This window comes from Taylorella asinigenitalis MCE3, from assembly GCF_000226625.1.
Taxonomy (GTDB): domain Bacteria; phylum Pseudomonadota; class Gammaproteobacteria; order Burkholderiales; family Burkholderiaceae_B; genus Taylorella; species Taylorella asinigenitalis.
In genome coordinates, this window is sequence record NC_016043.1 from 467,107 (window position 1) to 485,229 (window position 18,123).

At 39.2% G+C, this 18,123-nt stretch carries 17 protein-coding genes and 1 pseudogene; 17 read left to right on the plus strand and 1 reads right to left on the minus strand.

The features are described 5' to 3' along the window. Positions 1–63: 63 nt before the first annotated feature. Together TASI_RS02310 and TASI_RS07930 are read left to right on the plus strand one after the other, a co-directional pair. Entirely contained in the window at positions 64–426 is a 363-nt protein-coding gene (locus tag TASI_RS02310) for a hypothetical protein (RefSeq protein ID WP_014111148.1), read from the plus strand. Continuing rightward, a complete protein-coding gene (locus TASI_RS07930; protein WP_014111149.1) occupies positions 398–1,384 on the plus strand; it encodes a PBECR3 domain-containing polyvalent protein in 987 nt (328 codons plus the stop codon). The genes TASI_RS02310 and TASI_RS07930 overlap by 29 nt, the downstream gene beginning before the upstream one ends. A 376-nt stretch (positions 1,385–1,760) precedes the next feature. On the opposite strand, the gene TASI_RS02320 is transcribed toward TASI_RS07930, so the two are convergent. Beyond that, positions 1,761–2,228: a DoxX family protein gene (locus TASI_RS02320; protein ID WP_014111150.1), complete on the minus strand. Its 468-nt coding sequence runs from the start codon at positions 2,226–2,228 to the stop codon at positions 1,761–1,763. Between the two features lie 225 nt (positions 2,229–2,453). On the opposite strand from TASI_RS02320, the gene azu reads away from it, so the two are divergent. The 15 genes and pseudogenes from azu (at position 2,454) to TASI_RS02395 (ending at position 18,117) form a co-directional block, all read left to right on the plus strand. Further along, positions 2,454–2,906, plus strand: a complete 453-nt coding sequence (gene azu / locus TASI_RS02325; RefSeq protein WP_014111151.1) for an azurin — start codon at positions 2,454–2,456, stop codon at positions 2,904–2,906. Positions 2,907–3,297: 391 nt separating this feature from the next. Beyond that, the gene (locus TASI_RS02330; RefSeq protein WP_014111152.1) at positions 3,298–4,473 is read left to right on the plus strand and encodes a porin; all 1,176 of its coding nucleotides are present in this window, start codon (positions 3,298–3,300) and stop codon (positions 4,471–4,473) included. A 139-nt stretch (positions 4,474–4,612) separates the two neighbouring features. Continuing rightward, entirely contained in the window at positions 4,613–4,969 is a 357-nt protein-coding gene (locus TASI_RS02335) for an NADH-quinone oxidoreductase subunit A (RefSeq protein WP_014111153.1), read from the plus strand. Positions 4,970–4,983: 14 nt separating this feature from the next. Next, positions 4,984–5,463, plus strand: coding sequence for a NuoB/complex I 20 kDa subunit family protein (locus tag TASI_RS02340; RefSeq protein WP_014111154.1), 480 nt, complete (start codon positions 4,984–4,986; stop codon positions 5,461–5,463). Between the two features lie 9 nt (positions 5,464–5,472). Continuing rightward, on the plus strand, positions 5,473–6,087 hold the full coding sequence (locus TASI_RS02345; RefSeq protein ID WP_014111155.1) for an NADH-quinone oxidoreductase subunit C: 615 nt from the start codon (positions 5,473–5,475) through the stop codon (positions 6,085–6,087). Beyond that, a complete protein-coding gene (locus TASI_RS02350; protein ID WP_014111156.1) occupies positions 6,080–7,336 on the plus strand; it encodes an NADH-quinone oxidoreductase subunit D in 1,257 nt (418 codons plus the stop codon). Before TASI_RS02345 ends, TASI_RS02350 begins: the two co-directional genes overlap by 8 nt. A 31-nt stretch (positions 7,337–7,367) precedes the next feature. Next, positions 7,368–7,853 (plus strand): annotated as a pseudogene (nuoE, locus tag TASI_RS02355) (NADH-quinone oxidoreductase subunit NuoE); the annotation flags it as partial. 155 nt (positions 7,854–8,008) lie between these two features. After that, positions 8,009–9,367, plus strand: coding sequence for an NADH-quinone oxidoreductase subunit NuoF (gene nuoF / locus TASI_RS02360; RefSeq protein ID WP_014111158.1), 1,359 nt, complete (start codon positions 8,009–8,011; stop codon positions 9,365–9,367). A 14-nt stretch (positions 9,368–9,381) separates the two neighbouring features. After that, on the plus strand, positions 9,382–11,775 hold the full coding sequence (gene nuoG / locus TASI_RS02365) for an NADH-quinone oxidoreductase subunit NuoG (protein WP_014111159.1): 2,394 nt from the start codon (positions 9,382–9,384) through the stop codon (positions 11,773–11,775). Beyond that, the gene (gene nuoH, locus TASI_RS02370) at positions 11,775–12,869 is read left to right on the plus strand and encodes an NADH-quinone oxidoreductase subunit NuoH (protein WP_014111160.1); all 1,095 of its coding nucleotides are present in this window, start codon (positions 11,775–11,777) and stop codon (positions 12,867–12,869) included. Before nuoG ends, nuoH begins: the two co-directional genes overlap by 1 nt. A gap of 62 nt (positions 12,870–12,931) precedes the next feature. Continuing rightward, complete coding sequence (gene nuoI, locus TASI_RS02375) at positions 12,932–13,363, plus strand: NADH-quinone oxidoreductase subunit NuoI (RefSeq protein WP_241685397.1); 432 nt, start codon at positions 12,932–12,934, stop codon at positions 13,361–13,363. A gap of 11 nt (positions 13,364–13,374) precedes the next feature. Then, entirely contained in the window at positions 13,375–14,259 is an 885-nt protein-coding gene (locus TASI_RS02380; RefSeq protein WP_014111162.1) for an NADH-quinone oxidoreductase subunit J, read from the plus strand. Next, on the plus strand, positions 14,259–14,582 hold the full coding sequence (gene nuoK, locus TASI_RS02385; protein WP_014111163.1) for an NADH-quinone oxidoreductase subunit NuoK: 324 nt from the start codon (positions 14,259–14,261) through the stop codon (positions 14,580–14,582). The genes TASI_RS02380 and nuoK overlap by 1 nt, the downstream gene beginning before the upstream one ends. A 4-nt stretch (positions 14,583–14,586) precedes the next feature. Continuing rightward, positions 14,587–16,626 (plus strand): NADH-quinone oxidoreductase subunit L, encoded by a 2,040-nt coding sequence (gene nuoL, locus TASI_RS02390; RefSeq protein ID WP_044977977.1) that lies wholly within the window; start codon positions 14,587–14,589, stop codon positions 16,624–16,626. Between the two features lie 9 nt (positions 16,627–16,635). Continuing rightward, positions 16,636–18,117, plus strand: coding sequence for an NADH-quinone oxidoreductase subunit M (locus TASI_RS02395; protein ID WP_014111165.1), 1,482 nt, complete (start codon positions 16,636–16,638; stop codon positions 18,115–18,117). Positions 18,118–18,123: the final 6 nt, after the last annotated feature.

Below are 18,123 nucleotides of genomic sequence, written 5' to 3' on the forward strand. Positions count from 1 at the left end.
GATAATGTATCATATGGCAGTAAAAATTAACGTAACATGGATGCCATTGTATAAGCTAAAGCCATGGATGATGGCTCTGCTTATGTAGTAGAAGAAGTCAGGACTGGTAAAAAAGATTTAACGTTTAATACTATGTGGAAATATCCTCGTGGGCTCCCTGCCACACAAGCAATACAGCTTGCCATGAGAGCTAACGTGCGAAACGACACGAGGGATATTGATGTTAGTATAGTAGAAAATCCAAAACCACGCAATAGTTTATATACGGTTGAAGCAGTAGATACGAATGAAAAGTCCTCTGCGGTATCTTGGGTAACGACAGAGATTGAAAAAGAATTTCAAGGTCTGGAGCGCCCACCCCACACAGAGGACGGAAATATATTAGCAAAAATTGTAGATGATTTCAATAGCAATAAAAGAGGCTAAGGAAAAAGGAAGCTTAAACTTAAATGGCTACTACCATACTATAGAATCTGATGGCATAAGGCATACAAGAAGTAAGCATTTTAATGTCAATAAAGAAATTGCTTTAAAAAAAATACCGCTAACTGAGAATGATTTTCTTAACGTTCCGACGGTTGTAAGCAGATTAGATAATGTATCTTATGGCAGTAAAAATAAACGCAAAATGGATGCTATTGAATATGATAAAGCTATGGACGACGGAACAGTACTAGTAGTAGAAGAAGTTAGGACTGGTAAAAAAGATTTAACTTTAAATACTATGTGGAAATATCCTCGTGGGCTCCCTGCAACACAAGCAATACAGCTTGCCATGAGAGCTAACGTGCGAAACGACACGAGGGATATTGATGTTAGTATAGTAGAAAATCCTAAACCACGCAATAGTTTATATACGGTTGAAGCAGTGGATACGAATGAAAAGTCCTCTGCAGTAACTTGGGCAGCGACAGAGATTGAAAAAGAATTTCAAGGTCTGGAGCGCCTTCCCTCTACAGAGGATGTTAATATATTAGCAAAAATTGTAGATGATTTCAATAGCGATAAAGAAAAATACAACACTCAATATAAACTTATAAGAGACGCAGTAGATAGAGCAACAGGAAAACATAAAGACAAGGTTAACTTAATTAGTAGAGCGGATTTTGCTAGAGTCTTGGCTAATCGTGGTAAGTCTGCAGATTATATAAAGGCTAATAACGATACTGTAAATGCTTATTTTGATACAGCCTCTAAAGAGATAAATGTAGTTTATAACAAATCAAATATGACCCCTGAGCTTGCTGCATTTGCTGTATGGTACGAGCTAGGACATTATGGATTTGGATTACCACGCTCTCAAGAGTATAAGGTAGTATTTGATACAGCCAGTAAGCATCCTATGATTAAAGAATTATTAAATAAGCATTGGGAAAAAATATGAAATTAGGGTGGGAAGCAAAACATAATAATATGCAAATTATTACCCCAGATGTAAAGTTGTAATCTCAAGTGGAATAACAATACGCAGGCAATGTTTAATTCTAATTTTACTTAGGATTCACTAGCTATACCTACAGAGTCGAAAGAAATAAACTCTAAATCGGGTAAAGAAAATAAATTTACAGTTGCTTTGCAAGCTAATAATAAAAAATTTGAGAAATCTCTAGAATTGAAAGAGATAAGGACCTAAATCAACCTAATTATGAAAAAGTTGCAAATAAGTAAGGCCCCTTTGGAGCCTCGCACCCCTTGGGGGCCTACCACCTATGGAGTGAGGGAATATTCAAATCCCCAAACCCCATCATTATGAAATCAAATTATGTAAAATCGCGTTTATCCAACTCTACACGATTCACGCGGCCCGCACGACCTCTAATCTGAAATTCATGCATAGCAATCATTAGCATAGTTATTGACCAAAATACAAGATACTCAACGCCACCGCCGTTCCATGACCATCCCCAGCCCTTAACTGTGATCAATGCCCATGTAGCCACACCTAAAATCGCAGCTCCCGCAATGCAAGCATATCTTGTGGCAATGCCCACCACCAACATCACCCCCACCAATAACTCCGACACCATAGCAATAGTCACAAAAGTAGCTGCTGGATCAAATCCCGCTTTTTCGAAAAATCCTATAGTCCCTGGATTCAACCCACCGTCAACCCATTTACTTAAAGCATGCGGTAAAAAGCTAAGTCCCGACCAAATACGCAAAATATTCCACGGATTACATAATTTAAAATATTCACCGCGAATTGAAAAATCACCTTTATAAAACATATATCCTCCTAAAGTTGACAATATAAGCTTAATCCTATGAAACCACTTAAGAAACAATCGTTACTAAGTGTTTATCCTAGAGAAGGAAACTTCAAGCAACATTTATCACCTACAATTTTTGTTGGTTTTTTTTAAAGCACCCTCATATATGTGGTAATATCATTTCATCAAGCCACATGGCTTTTCCGATTGGGTTTCGGCCCGTTTACTCAGAGGAGTTATATTATGTCTTTAAAAAAATTCGCTCTAGTTGCTGCATTATCTGCTTTTGCTGCTCCTGCTTTCGCAGCTGAGTGCTCTACAGTTCTTGAAGCAAACGATGCAATGCAATACAACAAAAAAGTTATCGAAATCAGCAAATCATGCAAAGATTTCACAGTTGAACTTAAGCACGTAGGTAAAATGCCTAAAGCGGCTATGGGTCATAACTTCGTTCTAGTTAAAAAAGCCGATACTAAAGGTGTTGCACTTGACGGCGGTAAAGCAGGTCCAGCTAAAGATTACATCCCAGAAGGAGATGCACGTGTTATTGCTCACACTAAAATGATTGGTGGTGGTGAATCAGACAAAGTTACTTTTGAAGTTTCTAAACTTGATCCAGCTACTGAGTACCAATACTTCTGCACATTCCCTGGACACCAAGCTATCATGATTGGTGATATCAAATTTGTAGACTAATTTTAAGTCTCATATTTTAAAGCCCGCCTCGTGCGGGTTTTTTTGTTTTTTTACAACATACTTCTTTGTGGCAATAATCCTGTATCTCATCAATTATTTAACTCACAAAAGTTAATGTATTTTCTTAAGTTTTTATATTTTAAGTTGCCAGCTTTGATCATATTTTGCAATTTATAAAGGTTGTATAAAACACACATATTTATGCTACTCAGCCCCCAACTTTGCATTAAAACCACATTTTTTTACGTTTTTTTGTATTAATACTAGCAAGAAGTCTTAAAATTTGTTTGAATATCATTAACTTCCCGAAAGGGGATAATTTTAGGGTTGTAGATATTTAAGTAATTAGATGTTTGCGGCTCGGTTTTTCAAATCTTACGGAGATTTATAAATGAAAAAGACATTATTAGTTGCTGCTCTACTTGCTGGCTTCGCTGGTGCTGTTGAAGCTAAAACTTCTGTAACTCTATATGGCCGTATCGATGCTGGTATCGGTTATTCTCAAAAAACAATTCGTTCAACTTCAGCTCAAGGTTCTGACACTGTAACAAAAATAGGTGCAATTGTTAATGGGCAATCTAGTTCACGTTGGGGTTTAAAAGGTTCTGAAGACTTAGGTAACGGTCTTTCAGCTATCTTCCAAATTGAATCTGGTTTTGATTCTGTATTAGGTAGTAACAAAGCTGGTCAATTATTTAATCGTAAAGCTATCTTAGGTCTTAAAGGTGGTTTTGGTACACTTACTGTAGGACTTCAAAATAATATTGCTGACGACCTAATTTCTCAAGGTATGGACTGGGGTAATGCAGATGCTGGTGATGCACACGGAGCTCTATCATATCGCCTAAAAGAACTACCTACTGTTAAATATCTTTCTAACGATAATAACGGTCTAGTTTTCGGAATTCAAGGTGGTTATAAACGTACTGGAACAAAAGTAGATTCTGGATCTTCTAATGGGGTAAATACGAACACTTACGATAGCTCTTCATATATGGGTATAGGTATCGGTTATAAGAAAAACAAATTGTCTTTCGGTATTACTTTCGATTCATTGCAAACTCGCGATAAGAAAGCTGTAGGTGCTGACGCTAATGGTAATGTTAAATATGATGTTGTAAAAACTAATGCTAAAGCATTAACAGTCGGCGGTGGTTATGACTTTGGTGCAGTTGAATTATTCTTAGGCTATGGACGTCAATGGGATGGCTTCTTCGGCGGAGATGCTTTAGGAGTTAAAGCTGCTGAACAGCAACCTGGTGGCAATGAAGTTGAACCTATTTCAAATATGTGGTTTGCTGGTATCTCTGCACCAGTAGGTGATGCTTCTAAAGTTCATTTCAAATACTGGGGCGGAAATGCTACTCCTGACGACAATGCTCAGAACAACTCTCAGAACGACTATACAATCATGGGCCATGGATTTGCTTTAGGCTTCGAGCATAAACTTTCTAAACGTACTAACGTATATGTCCAAGGCTCGTACATGTACACTAAATCTGATGCACAAGGTGCTCGTTCTGATTCAAATTCAGAATTCAAAGTTGGTCTACGTCACCGCTTCTAATCTAAATTATATCTAGTTAATTTAGTTCTACTACCCCCGATTATTCGGGGGTATTTTTATAAAAAAATTGATATATTTCCTTTCATATATACCTTCTAAAGTGGTAAAATCAAGCAGCTTAAAAAATATATAATCTAATATGACTGCAGAATATTTTCCCATTTTCCTCTTTATTCTCATAGCTACTGTATTTGGAGCTTTTCTAGTTTTTACTGGAGCTATGCTAGGCCCACATAAACCAGACTCCGAAAAAAATTCTCCTTACGAATGTGGATTCCAAGCGTTTGAAGATGCACGTATGAGATTTGATGTCAGATATTATCTCGTTGCCATCCTATTTATTCTTTTCGATTTAGAATTAGCGTTTCTTTTTCCATGGGCTATAGCAAATGATTATATCGGTCTTGTGGGATTCGGTACAGCCATGCTATTCCTTTTTATTCTTACTGTAGGTTTTATCTACGAGTGGAAAAAAGGTGCTTTGGATTGGGATTAATTCAAGGTTAATTTATGTCAGATTATTCAAATAACAAAGGTTTTTTAGTAACCTCAACAGATGCGGTTTTACATTGGTTGCGTACAGGCTCTATGTGGCCTGTTACATTCGGATTAGCCTGTTGTGCCGTCGAGATGATGCATGCAGGTGCTGCTAGATATGATCTCGACCAATTCGGAATTATTTTCCGACCTAGCCCTCGACAATCAGATATTATGATTGTTGCTGGCACACTCACTAATAAAATGGCACCAGCTTTACGCAAAGTTTATGACCAGATGGCAGAACCAAGATGGGTAGTATCTATGGGTTCCTGTGCAAATGGTGGGGGATATTATCACTACTCATACGCTGTTGTAAGGGGCTGCGATCGAATAGTACCAGTGGATATTTATGTGCCTGGTTGTCCACCTACAGCAGAAGCTTTAATTTATGGCATGCTTCAGCTTCAAAATAAAATGCGTCGCACTTTAACGATAGCAAGAGAGAAGTAGGAGCAAAGCATGAGATCAATTGATAACCTCAAATCCAGTATTACTCAAAATTTAGGGGATAAATTTCCTATAATTGATTGTGTTGGCGAACTTACAGTTGAAGTCCCTGCTTCCGATTGGGTTGATACATGTCGCACCCTACGTGATCATAAAGACTTGCGTTTTGATATTGCGGTTGATTTATGTGGTGTGGATTATTCAAAATACGGTCAACCAAGTTCAATTTCAAAAAAATCATTCTCTAATCGATTTGCTGTTGTTTTGCATCTTTTGAGCACTGTACATAATTCACGTATAAGAGTTCGTACATTTGCTGAGGATGATGAGCTTCCTATGGTCGATTCATTAACTGATATATGGGCAAACATTGGCTGGTTCGAGCGCGAAGCTTTTGATATGTATGGTATTGTTTTCGAGGGACATCCAGATCTTCGTAGAATTCTTACCGATTATGGGTTTATTGGACATCCTTTAAGAAAAGATTTCCCTGTATCTGGTTATGTTGAAATGATTTTTGATGAAGAACAAAATCGTGTCGTTTACCAACCAGTTACTATTGAGCCTCGTGAAATTACGCCTCGCATTATTCGCGAAGAAGGGTATGGAGGTTTAAAAAATGTCTGAATTACAAAACTACACACTTAATTTTGGACCTCAACACCCAGCGGCTCATGGTGTGTTACGCCTTATTCTTGAATTAAACGGAGAAGTTATTCAAAGAGCTGACCCACATATTGGCTTGCTTCATCGTGGTACTGAAAAATTAGCAGAATCTAAGACATTCTTACAAGCATTGCCATATATGGATCGTTTGGATTATGTGTCCATGATGTGTAATGAACATGCTTATGTGATGGGTATTGAGCGACTACTTGGAATTGAAGTGCCTATTCGAGCTCAGTATATTCGTGTGATGTTCGATGAAATTACACGTATTCTAAATCACCTTATGAGCTTAGGGTCTCACGCTTTGGACGTCGGTGCCATGGCTGGCATGCTTTATATGTTCCGTGAACGTGAAGATTTAATGGACTGCTATGAGGCTGTTTCAGGTGCACGTATGCATGCGGCTTATTACAGGGTGGGCGGTGTGTATCGTGACCTTCCAGACACTATGCCTAAGCATGAGATAGATTCAAAATATCGTAATGTTCGTGAGATGAAGCGACTTAATCAAGCTCGTGAAGGATCCTTACTAGATTTTATTGAAGACTTTACTCAAAGATTCCCTAAATGCGTAGATGAATATGAAACCTTGCTTACAGATAATCGTATTTGGAAGCAGCGCCTAGTAAACATTGGTATTGTTGAACCTGAAAGAGCTAAAGCTTTGGGATTTTCTGGAGTTATGCTCCGTGGATGTGGAATAGAGTGGGATTTGCGTCGTAAACAACCATATGAAGTTTACGATAAACTTGAGTTTATGACACCTGTTGGCGTAAATGGTGATTGCTACGATAGATATTTATGTAGAATTGCAGAATTGCGCGAAAGTAATAAGATTATTGCTCAGTGCGTTAAGTGGCTTAAAGAAAACCCAGGTCCTGTTATAGTAGACAATCATAAAATTGCACCTCCTAAACGAGAACTCATTAAATCGGGTATGGAGGATTTAATTCACCACTTTAAGTTCTTCACAGAAGGGTTTCCTGTTCCTGAGGGTGAAGTCTACTCATGCGTTGAACATCCTAAGGGCGAATTTGGAGTTTATATAATTTCTGATGGGGCTAATAAACCTTATCGCTTAAAAATCAGAGCCCCTGGATTTGTGCATTTGCAATCATTCGATGAAATGACACGAGGTCATATGATTGCGGATGCTGTTACCGTAATTGGTACGCAAGATATTGTATTTGGTGAAATTGATCGCTAGTATGTGCTAGCAAATTATTTGGTAGAACTGTATGTTGCTTTCAGAAAAAGCTTATGAATTAATTGACGCGGAACTCAAGAAATATCCTGAGGACCAGCGACAGTCAGCAGTTATGTCCGCATTGCGTATAGCCCAAACTGAGTTGAATTGGGTATCACCTGAAGTAGTGGAGGACATTGCCACCTATTTGGGTATGCCTGTAATGGCAGTTCAGGAAGTTGCTACTTTCTATAATATGTATGAACTTCAGCCAGTTGGAAAATATAAAATTACGGTCTGTACAAATTTGCCCTGTGCTCTAAGAGAGGGTGTTCAAACGATTAATTATTTACAAGAAAAACTTGGAATTGGTATCGACGAAACATCACAAGATGGCTTAATTACTATTAAGGCGGGTGAATGTATGGGTGCGTGCGGGGACTCTCCAGTGCTACTTATAAATAATCATCATATGTGTGTACGTATGGATAAAGCTCGTATAGATGAGCTTTTAGAAGATATTTATAAAGAAGAAGGTGTTGAGCCTAAATTTAAAAATGCTACTGTATCCGATGAAGAGCATGTTGATCCAAGTTCTATTGAGGCACCAAGTGGTTCTCCAAATATAGCAAAGGTAAATCCTTCTGAAACTATGACCTCTGGACTTAGACCTACTGATTCAGGAGAGTCTGCATGAATTTCTTAGAAAAATACTCTCAAGGTTTAGAACCAAATCCATCAGGGAATCATGAAGACAGCATGATTTTCCATGGGCGACATATCAAGCCTCAGATTTTGGCGGATTTAGATGGTTCAAACTGGCATCTTGAAGATTATGTAAAACGTGGTGGTTATGAAGCCGTAAAAAAAATCTTATCAGACGGCATGAAACCTGAGGATATTATTGCTGAACTTAAAGCTTCTGGTTTGCGTGGTCGTGGTGGGGCTGGTTTCCCAACAGGCCTAAAATGGAGTTTTATGCCTAGGGCATTTCCAGGGCAAAAGTATGTGGTTTGTAACTCTGATGAGGGTGAGCCTGGTACCTTCAAAGACCGCGATATATTGCGATTTAATCCACATTGTGTCATTGAAGGGATGATCATAGGTGGTTTTGCTATGGGGGTTACCCGTGGCTATAACTATATACACGGTGAGATTTTCGAGATTTACGAAAGGTTTCAAGAAGCAATTCATGAAGCAAGAGCTGCGGGATATTTAGGTAATAATATTTTGGGCACTGACTTTAGTTTTGATCTTGAGGCTCATCATGGATACGGTGCTTATATCTGCGGAGAAGAGACTGCTTTGCTTGAATCCTTAGAGGGTAAAAAAGGGCAACCGCGATTTAAGCCTCCATTTCCAGCTAGTTTTGGTTTGTACGGAAAACCTACGACTATTAATAATGCAGAGACATTTGCAGCAGTTCCATGGATTATAAGAAATGGTGGTCCTGCATATCTTGAAGTTGGCCTTCCAAATAATGGAGGAACTAAATTATTTTCAATTTCAGGAGATGTAGAAAGACCAGGTACTTATGAAATTCCTCTAGGTACATCTTTTGCTACATTATTAGAATTAGCTGGAGGCATGAGAGAGGGAAGACCGCTTAAAGCTGTGATACCAGGAGGATCGAGTTCTCCTGTACTTCCTGCAGAAATCATGATGCAAACTAATATGGATTACGACTCTATTTCTAAAGCGGGTTCTATGCTTGGATCTGGGGCAGTTATCGTTATGAATGATACTCGTTGTATGGTTAAATCCCTACTTCGACTTTCACATTTTTATCAAGATGAGAGTTGCGGACAGTGTACACCGTGTCGCGAAGGTACAGGATGGCTTTACAGATTAGTTCATCGTATCGAACATGGTCATGGGCGTATTGAAGATCTAGATCAATTAGATCGTGTAGCCGGAAACATTATGGGTCGCACAATTTGTGCTTTAGGTGATGCTGCAGCGATGCCAGTTCGTGCATTCTTAAAACATTATCGCGATGAATTCATCTACCATATAGAAAATAAAAAGTGCCTTGTAGCACCTTATAACTAGGACATTCATTAATTATGATTGAACTTACAATTGATGGCAGACCAGTACAAGTAGAAGACGGCAGTATGATTATCCAAGCCGCTAATAAGCTAGGAATCTATATACCTCACTTTTGCTATCACAAAAAATTATCGATCGCTGCAAGCTGTCGCATGTGTTTAGTAGAGGTAGAAAAAGTACCAAAAGCATTGCCAGCCTGTGCTACTCCTGTTACTAATGGCATGGTGGTTTATACTAAATCACCAAAAGCAAAAGCAGGGCAGGAAGCCGTTATGGAATTCTTGCTTATTAACCATCCACTTGATTGCCCTGTGTGTGACCAAGGTGGAGAATGTCAGTTACAAGACTTGGCTGTTGGCTATGGATATTCCACCTCTCGTTATGATGAAGAGAAACGAGTTATATTCCATAAAAACCTTGGGCCCTTGGTTTCAGCTGAGGAGATGTCTCGTTGCATTCACTGTACTCGTTGCGTCCGTTTTGGTCAGGAAATTGCTGGACAGATGGAATTGGGCATGGTTTACAGAAATGAACGTTCTGAAATCACCAACTTCCTCGGAAAAGCGATTGAGTCAGAATTATCAGGAAATATGATTGATGTATGTCCTGTTGGAGCACTTACATCTAAACCATTTAGATTCGAAGCACGTACATGGGAGCTAGCAAGACGTGAAACTATTAGTCCACATGACAGTGTTGGTTCAAATGTGATTGCTCAAATTAAGAACAATGAAGTTTTACGCGTATTGCCACAAGAAAACGAAGCCGTAAATGAATGCTGGATTTCAGATAAGGACAGATGGTCATACGAGGGACTTGTTACTGAAGACCGATTGACTACCCCAATGATTAAAACTACTAATAATGTTTGGAAGGAAGTAGACTGGTCAGAAGCTTTAAATTTCGTTGCGGATAATATCAGAGAAATTGTATCTAATGAATCAAACTCATTAGGTGTTCTGGCTTCAGAGAGTAGTACTCTTGAAGAACTTTATCTTCTTAAGAAAATCACAAAACATTTGGGCTCTCAAAATATTGATACAAATCTGCGCTCTAACGATCCATTGCTTGCAAAATCAATCGAAGGTGTTCCTACGCTTGGGGTGTCCATAGCCGATTTAAGCACTATTGATTCAGCGGTTGTTATTGGTTCGAATTTACGCAAGGACCATCCACTTTTTGCTCAGAGATTAAGACAGGCGGCGAAAAGAGGCGCAAGCATTGCCATCATAGATAGCTTTGCAGAAGACCCTAAAATTGAACTAGCTGCACGTGTTCATGTAAAACCATCTGAATTAGCTGCGAAAATTAATGAAATTTCGGATGTTCTCGCTAATCATAAGGAGGATGAAGATTACGATACGAGCGATGCAAATCAACTATTTGCATCACGCATTAGTGGCTTTGAAAATTCTGTTGTACTTGTAGGAAATGCTGTAACTAATGCTCCAAATGCTTCTGAGCTTTTATTGGCTGCACAAAAATTAGCTAAATCTATGGGAGCGAAGTTAGGATTTTTAACTTCAGGCGCAAACACTGTTGGATCATATACATTAGGTACTGTTGCACGAGATGGTTTAAGTGCAAAAGAGATGATTCAAGAAAAATTGAGTGTCTTTATTGTTCATAATGTAGAGCCTAAATTTGATATGGAAAATGGACTGCAAGCTCAAAAAGTGCTTGCGGATTCATTTGCAGTGGCTTTGACTCCTTATGTCTCTGCGGCTGTGGATTGGGCTAAAGTGATGCTGCCTATCGGTCCGTTTACTGAAACTTCTGGCACATATATAAATGCAGAAGGTAGGCGTCAATCTTTTAAAGGCGTTGTTTCAGGATTAGGAGAATCTCGTCCTGCTTGGAAGGTTCTGCGAGTGCTATGTAATTTGCTTGGTGTGCCTGATTCGAATTTTAATGATTCGGATGAAATCGCAAACATTGCCATCTCTGAATCAAGACAAAATCAAACCTCAAACAATATTCTTGAAGTGGGCGGTTTGAAATCGGCTGAGGGTACATCGGTTGCCGCTAGTGCTTCAGATGAAGGTAGTGCGGAAGATGCTTCTGGAGATGCTGCGAAGGGCTCCACAAAAGAAGAAGCACCAATTATGTTTGAAAGAATTTCCGAGGTCCCTATTTACAAAACTGATGCTATCGTAAGAAGAGCTCATTCATTACAACAAACTGAAATTAGCTTATCCCCTTGCGTTCAATTAAGTAAAATCGATTTAGAGAAGCTTGAGGTTTCATGCGGTGATAGCGTTAAGTTAACGAGCGATTCTGGATCTGGTGAATTTACTGTTAGGTGCAATGAGATATTGCCTGAAGGGGTGATTCGTATTTCGCAAGGATTTGAGGAGACCATTAAGTTGGGTAATTCATACTCTATGATTAAAGTGGAGCGTGTGTGATGAATATATGGTCATGGTTTACAGACGGAGTCGCACAACTTCATCTATGGGGAGCTGACTTCTTTGGTCCTACTCTATGGATGATAATTTGGTATGTATTGATGATTCTAGTAATCATCTTTCCAATTGTTATATTGGTTGCATTTTTAACATTGTGGGAGCGCAGACTCATTGCCTACATGCATGTGCGTCGAGGACCTAACCGAGTTGGGCCTGCAGGTTTGCTCCAACCGTTTGCGGACGTTCTGAAATTATTAACTAAGGAAGTCATTATTCCTGCTAAAGCTAATAAAGTTTTATATTTACTTGCTACTTTAATTACCTTAGTGCCTGCACTTGTGACATGGGCTGTAGTGCCTTTTGGCCCTGAAGCTATATTGGCTGATATTAATGCTGGTTTGCTCTTTGTTATGGCTGTTACATCAATCGGTGTATATGGTGTTATTTTAGGGGGTTGGGCCTCTAACTCTAAATATCCATTAATCGCGGCTATGCGTGCATCTGCTCAGATGATTTCTTATGAATTAGCTATGGGTTTTGTTCTATTAACTGTGCTCTTAGTGTCAGGCACTTTGAATATGAACGGAGTTGTACTTCAACAAACAGAAGGATGGTTTGCTGAGCATGGTATTACATTTATGTCTTGGAATTGGCTACCACTATTGCCACTATTTGTGATCTATGTAATTTCATCAGTTGCTGAAACTAATCGTCATCCATTTGACGTTGTTGAGGGTGAGTCAGAGATTGTTGCGGGGCATATGGTCGAATACTCAGGTATGGGCTTTGCGATGTTCTTCTTAGCAGAATACGCAAATATGATTTTGCTATCTTCTATGGCGTCTATCTTTTTCTTAGGCGGTTGGACAAGCCCACTTGATTTTGCACCGTTCACTTATATTCCAGGTTGGATATGGCTTGGTATAAAAGCATTTGTTATCGTTTCATTCTTTATCTGGTTTAGGGCGACATTTCCTAGATATCGTTACGACCAGATTATGCGTTTAGGTTGGAAAATTTTCATACCATTGACAGGTATATGGTTCTTAGTTATTGCCGTATGGAAAAATTCTCCACTTAGTATTTGGAATTAGGAGTAGTTGTGAGTTTTGCTAAATCATTTGCCGGACTTTTTCTAACTGAACTCTTAAAAGGGATGGCGGTTACTGGAAAGTACTTTTTTAAACCGAAATTTACTCTTCGATATCCTTACGAGAAAACTCCAATGTCTCCTCGTTTTCGCGGTCTACATGCTCAAAGACGTTACGAAAATGGAGAGGAGAGATGTATTGCTTGTAAATTGTGCGAGGCAGTCTGTCCTGCCATGGCCATAACTATTGAATCGCACGAGCGCGAAGATGGTGCACGTAAAACTACGCGATACGATATAGATTTAACTAAGTGTATATTCTGTGGATTTTGTGAGGAAAGCTGTCCTGTGGAGGCTATTGTTGAAACTCATATTCACGAGTATCACGGCGAAAAAGCAAGTGACTTGTATTTTACTAAAGACATGTTGCTTGCAATCGGTGACAAATATGAACCTGAGATTGCTGCTAGACGTGCAATTGACGGTAAATACCGATAGGTGTTTAAGATATGACTTTTACTGATATTTTATTTTACTTATTAGCAATCATATTGCTTTACGCAAGTGTGCGTGTGGTTCTTGCAAGACATCCTGTAGTTGGAGTTTTGCATTTGATACTTGCATTTTTTACCGCCTCAATGCTGTGGATTCTAATAGGTGCTGAATTTTTAGGGTTGCTCCTTATCATAATTTATGTCGGGGCAGTCATGGTCTTATTCTTGTTTGTGGTTATGATGGTTGATGTTTTGCCAGAGACATTAAGAAAAGACTTTCGTACCTATCTTCCAATTGGTTTAGTTGTAGGTGGCATCATGGTTGCTGAGATTGGGTTTATTCTTGGATCAGCATATTTTGATACTTCATCACCTATGACTTGGCCTGAAACATATAATAATGCTCTTGCACTAGGTATAGAGATGTACAGTAAATATTCCTATCCAATTCAAGTAGGTGCTCTAATCCTTTTAGTTGGAATGATTGCAGCTATCGCACTAACTTTGCGTGAGAGAAAAAATCGTAAATATGTATTGGTTAGTGATCAGCTCAAAGTACAAGCCAAGGATCGCGTACGTCTAGTTAGCTTAAAATCTGAGCCTCGTGTTGAGCCCTTAGCGGATAATGTCAGTGATATACCTGCTGATGCTACTATTGCTGGAGCTAAGCATACTTCAGCCGCAGAGAGGGACGCAAAAGAAGTAAAAAATGATAGAGATCTTAAAAATATCAAACCAGCAGCTGGCCAGCCGACACCTGTGAAGCCAGGAGAACCTGCAAAAGTGCAAGCCGCACAAAATGATAAAACTGCACCTGTGGAGTCCACTAAGGAAGTTAAGTCTGATGCAACAAAATCCGAAGCAAAATCAGCACCGAATAATGAGGAGGTAAAAAAATAATGACACTTACACTTGCTCATTACCTCATTCTTGCGGCCATACTTTTTGCACTAGGAGTATTTGGTATATTCTTTAATCGCAGAAATCTTATTGCACTGCTTATGTCATTGGAGCTCATTCTTCTTGCAGTTAATATTAACTTTGTAGCATTTTCATTTTGGAATCCAGTTGATGGTTTGCCAGACCCATCTGGTCAAATCTTCGTTTTCTTTATATTGACTGTAGCGGCTGCAGAGGCAGCAATCGGCCTTGCGATATTGGTATTATTGTTCCGCAAACTTAACTCGATTAACGTCGATGACGTATCGCAATTGAAGGGCTAAGGTTATGAATATGTCTACACTTTCACCAACTTTACTCATAGCAATTGCACTAGCTCCTCTACTAGGTGCGATACTTGCAGGTCTTTGTGGTACTAATTTTCTTTCTAATTTCGTTACTCGAAAAGGTGCACACCTAATCACTATTGCATTAGTAGCCTTTTCAGCAATTGCTTCAGGCTTTGTGCTTTATGAGGTAATCGTTAATGATGCCTATTTCAATGAGATGTTTTACACTTGGTCTGAAATTGGTTCTTCAACTGATGAATCTCACTTTGCAATTGAATTAGGTTTTCTGATTGACCCTTTAAGTGCCATGATGATGGTTGTGGTTACTTCAGTTTCTTTGATGGTTCATATTTATACCATCGGATACATGGCTGATGATCCTGGCTATAAAAGATTCTTTGCATATATTTCTCTGTTTACCTTCTCTATGCTTATTCTAGTCATGGGTAATAATATGTTATTACTCTTCTTTGGCTGGGAGGCTGTTGGCTTAGTTTCGTATTTGTTGATTGGTTTTTGGTATACAAAAGAGACTGCGATTTTCGCAAATATGAAAGCTTTCCTAGTTAATAGGGTGGGTGACTTCGGATTCTTGCTTGGAATAGGTCTATTGTTTGCATATTCGGGCTCACTAAATTATGCAGATGTATTTGCTCAGGCTGATAGACTTGATAAAATCACTGTTATGGGAGATTGGCATCTTCTTACTCTAGCATGTATCTGTCTTTTTGTTGGGGCAATGGGTAAGTCTGCTCAAGTTCCACTGCATGCATGGCTACCTGATTCAATGGAAGGCCCTACACCGATTTCTGCATTGATTCACGCAGCTACCATGGTAACAGCAGGTATATTTATGGTGGCTCGTTTTTCTCCATTGTATGAGCTTGCACCGAGTGCATTATCCTTGATTATTATTGTTGGTGCGATAGGGGCATTATTCCTTGGCTTACTAGGTCTTATACAAAACGATATCAAACGTGTAGTGGCTTATTCTACTTTATCGCAATTAGGATACATGACTGTTGCACTTGGTGCTTCCGCATATTCTGTTGCAGTCTTCCATTTAATGACACACGCATTCTTTAAAGCACTACTTTTCTTAGGTGCGGGTTCAGTCATAATTGGTATGCATCACAATCAAGATATCCGTTATATGGGTAATGTTCGCAAATATATGCCTATAACATGGATTACTTTCTTAATAGGTACACTATCCTTAGTTGGAACACCATTTTTCTCAGGTTTTTACTCCAAAGAGCATGTTATAGAAGCAGCTAAATATGCGGATGTGTGGGGTGCAGGATTTGCTTATTGGGCTACTTTAATTGGAGTCTTTGTCACATCACTTTATTCATTTAGACTCTACTTTATTGTGTTCCATGGAGAAGAGAGGTATCACTTGGCACCTGTGGATGATCATCATAATGATGGACATGTAGAACATGACCACGGTCATTCTAAACCACATGAATCGCCGTGGGTGGTTACATTGCCACTAATATTATTGGCTATTCCTTCCATATTTGTAGGTGCATGGGCAATCGATTATATGCTGTTTGGTGGCTTCTTTAAGGATGCAATATTTATAGATACCTCTGTACATAACGCGATTACCGAATTAGAGCATCATTTCCACGGATGGGTTGAATATGGCTTGCATGCCTTTACAACTGTACCATTCTGGCTTATGGTTGCAGGCTTTGTTGTTGCATTGTATTGTTACGTGATTGACAAGACATTGCCAACGAAAATTGCAAAATCGCTCTCAGGCCCTATACGCATCTTGGAAAACAAATATTATGTGGACTGGGTCTACGAAAACGTATTCGCTGCTGGAGCTAGATATATTGGTCGATTCCTTTGGAATGCAGGGGATAAAGGTATCATCGAGGGAGTGTTCATCGGTGGTGCTACTAGAATCGTAAACTTGCTTGCAGCAACAGGACGATTCTTCCAATCTGGATACATTTACCATTACGCATTTGTAATGATAGTTGGTCTCATGGTCTTAATAACATTATTTTTATTTATGAAATAAGGTAGGCATATGACTTCTTCAATTCCTTGGCTAACCTTATCGATATTTGTTCCTGTAATTGCAGGCTTGTTCGTGCTTTTCTTCGGAGGCGATGATAGAGCTGAGTATACTCGTCGCTTGGCTCTTATCGGGGCTATCGTAAGCTTCGTAGTAACTATCCCTTTGATTGCTGGATTCGATGCAAGCACAGCTGAGTTCCAATTTGTAGAGCATGTTGAGTGGATCTCTGCCTTTAACGCCTCTTATCACTTAGGGGTGGATGGTATCAGTGTCTGGTTTGTACTCCTTACTGCTGTTACTACTATTTTGGTTATTGTTGCTGGCTGGGAGGTTATTAAATCTCGCATCTCACAATATATGGCTGCATTTTTAATTCTATCGGGATTGATGATAGGCGTATTTGTTGCTCTTGACGGCTTATTATTTTATGTATTCTTCGAAGCGACTTTGATTCCGATGTATATCATTATCGGTGTGTGGGGTGGTCCAAATCGAGTGTATGCAGCATTTAAATTTTTCTTATATACGCTTTTAGGTTCATTGCTTACTTTGATTGCGTTTATATATTTATATAGCCAATCTGGGACATTTGAAATTTCTCAATGGCATAATCTGCAACTTGATATCACACCGCAGTTGTTTATATTCTTCGCCTTATTTGCGGCATTTGCAGTTAAAGTTCCGATGTGGCCCGTCCATACATGGTTGCCTGATGCCCACGTCGAAGCACCTACAGGTGGTTCAATGGTTCTAGCAGCCATTATGTTGAAACTTGGGGCCTATGGATTTTTAAGGTTTTCATTGCCAATTACACCAGACGCATCTCACGATATGGCTTGGCTTATGATAACTCTTTCTCTTGCTGCGATTATCTACATTAGCTTAGTTGCAATAGTTCAAGAGGATATGAAAAAACTTATTGCCTACTCTTCCGTTGCTCACATGGGTTTCGTAACTTTAGGTACATTCTTGTTTACTGCTATAGGTCTTGAGGGGGCCATCATTCAGATGATTTCTCATGGCTTTGTATCGGCTGCTATGTTCATGTGTATCGGCGTTATGTATGATCGTCTGCACACTCGTCAGATTAAGGACTATGGAGGCGTTATTAATGTGATGCCTAAGTTTGTGACCTTCTTCGTATTGTTCTCCATGGCTAATAGTGGCCTTCCTGGCACAAGTGGTTTTATCGGTGAATTTTATGTAATTCTTGCTGCGGTTCAACATAATTTCTGGATTGGTTTGTTAGCGGCTACTTCACTAATTCTTGGAGCAGCATATTCTTTGTGGATGGTTAAGCGAGTAGCTTACGGCCCAATCCGCAATTCACATGTTCGTGAGATGTTCGATATCGATAGTCGTGAGTTTGCAATTCTTGCGATACTTGCGGTGTTTACTATATTTATGGGTGTTTACCCACAAGCATTTACTGATGTGATGCATGTTTCAGTACAAAATTTACTTGAGCATGTATCTCATTCGAAACTATAGAGGCTA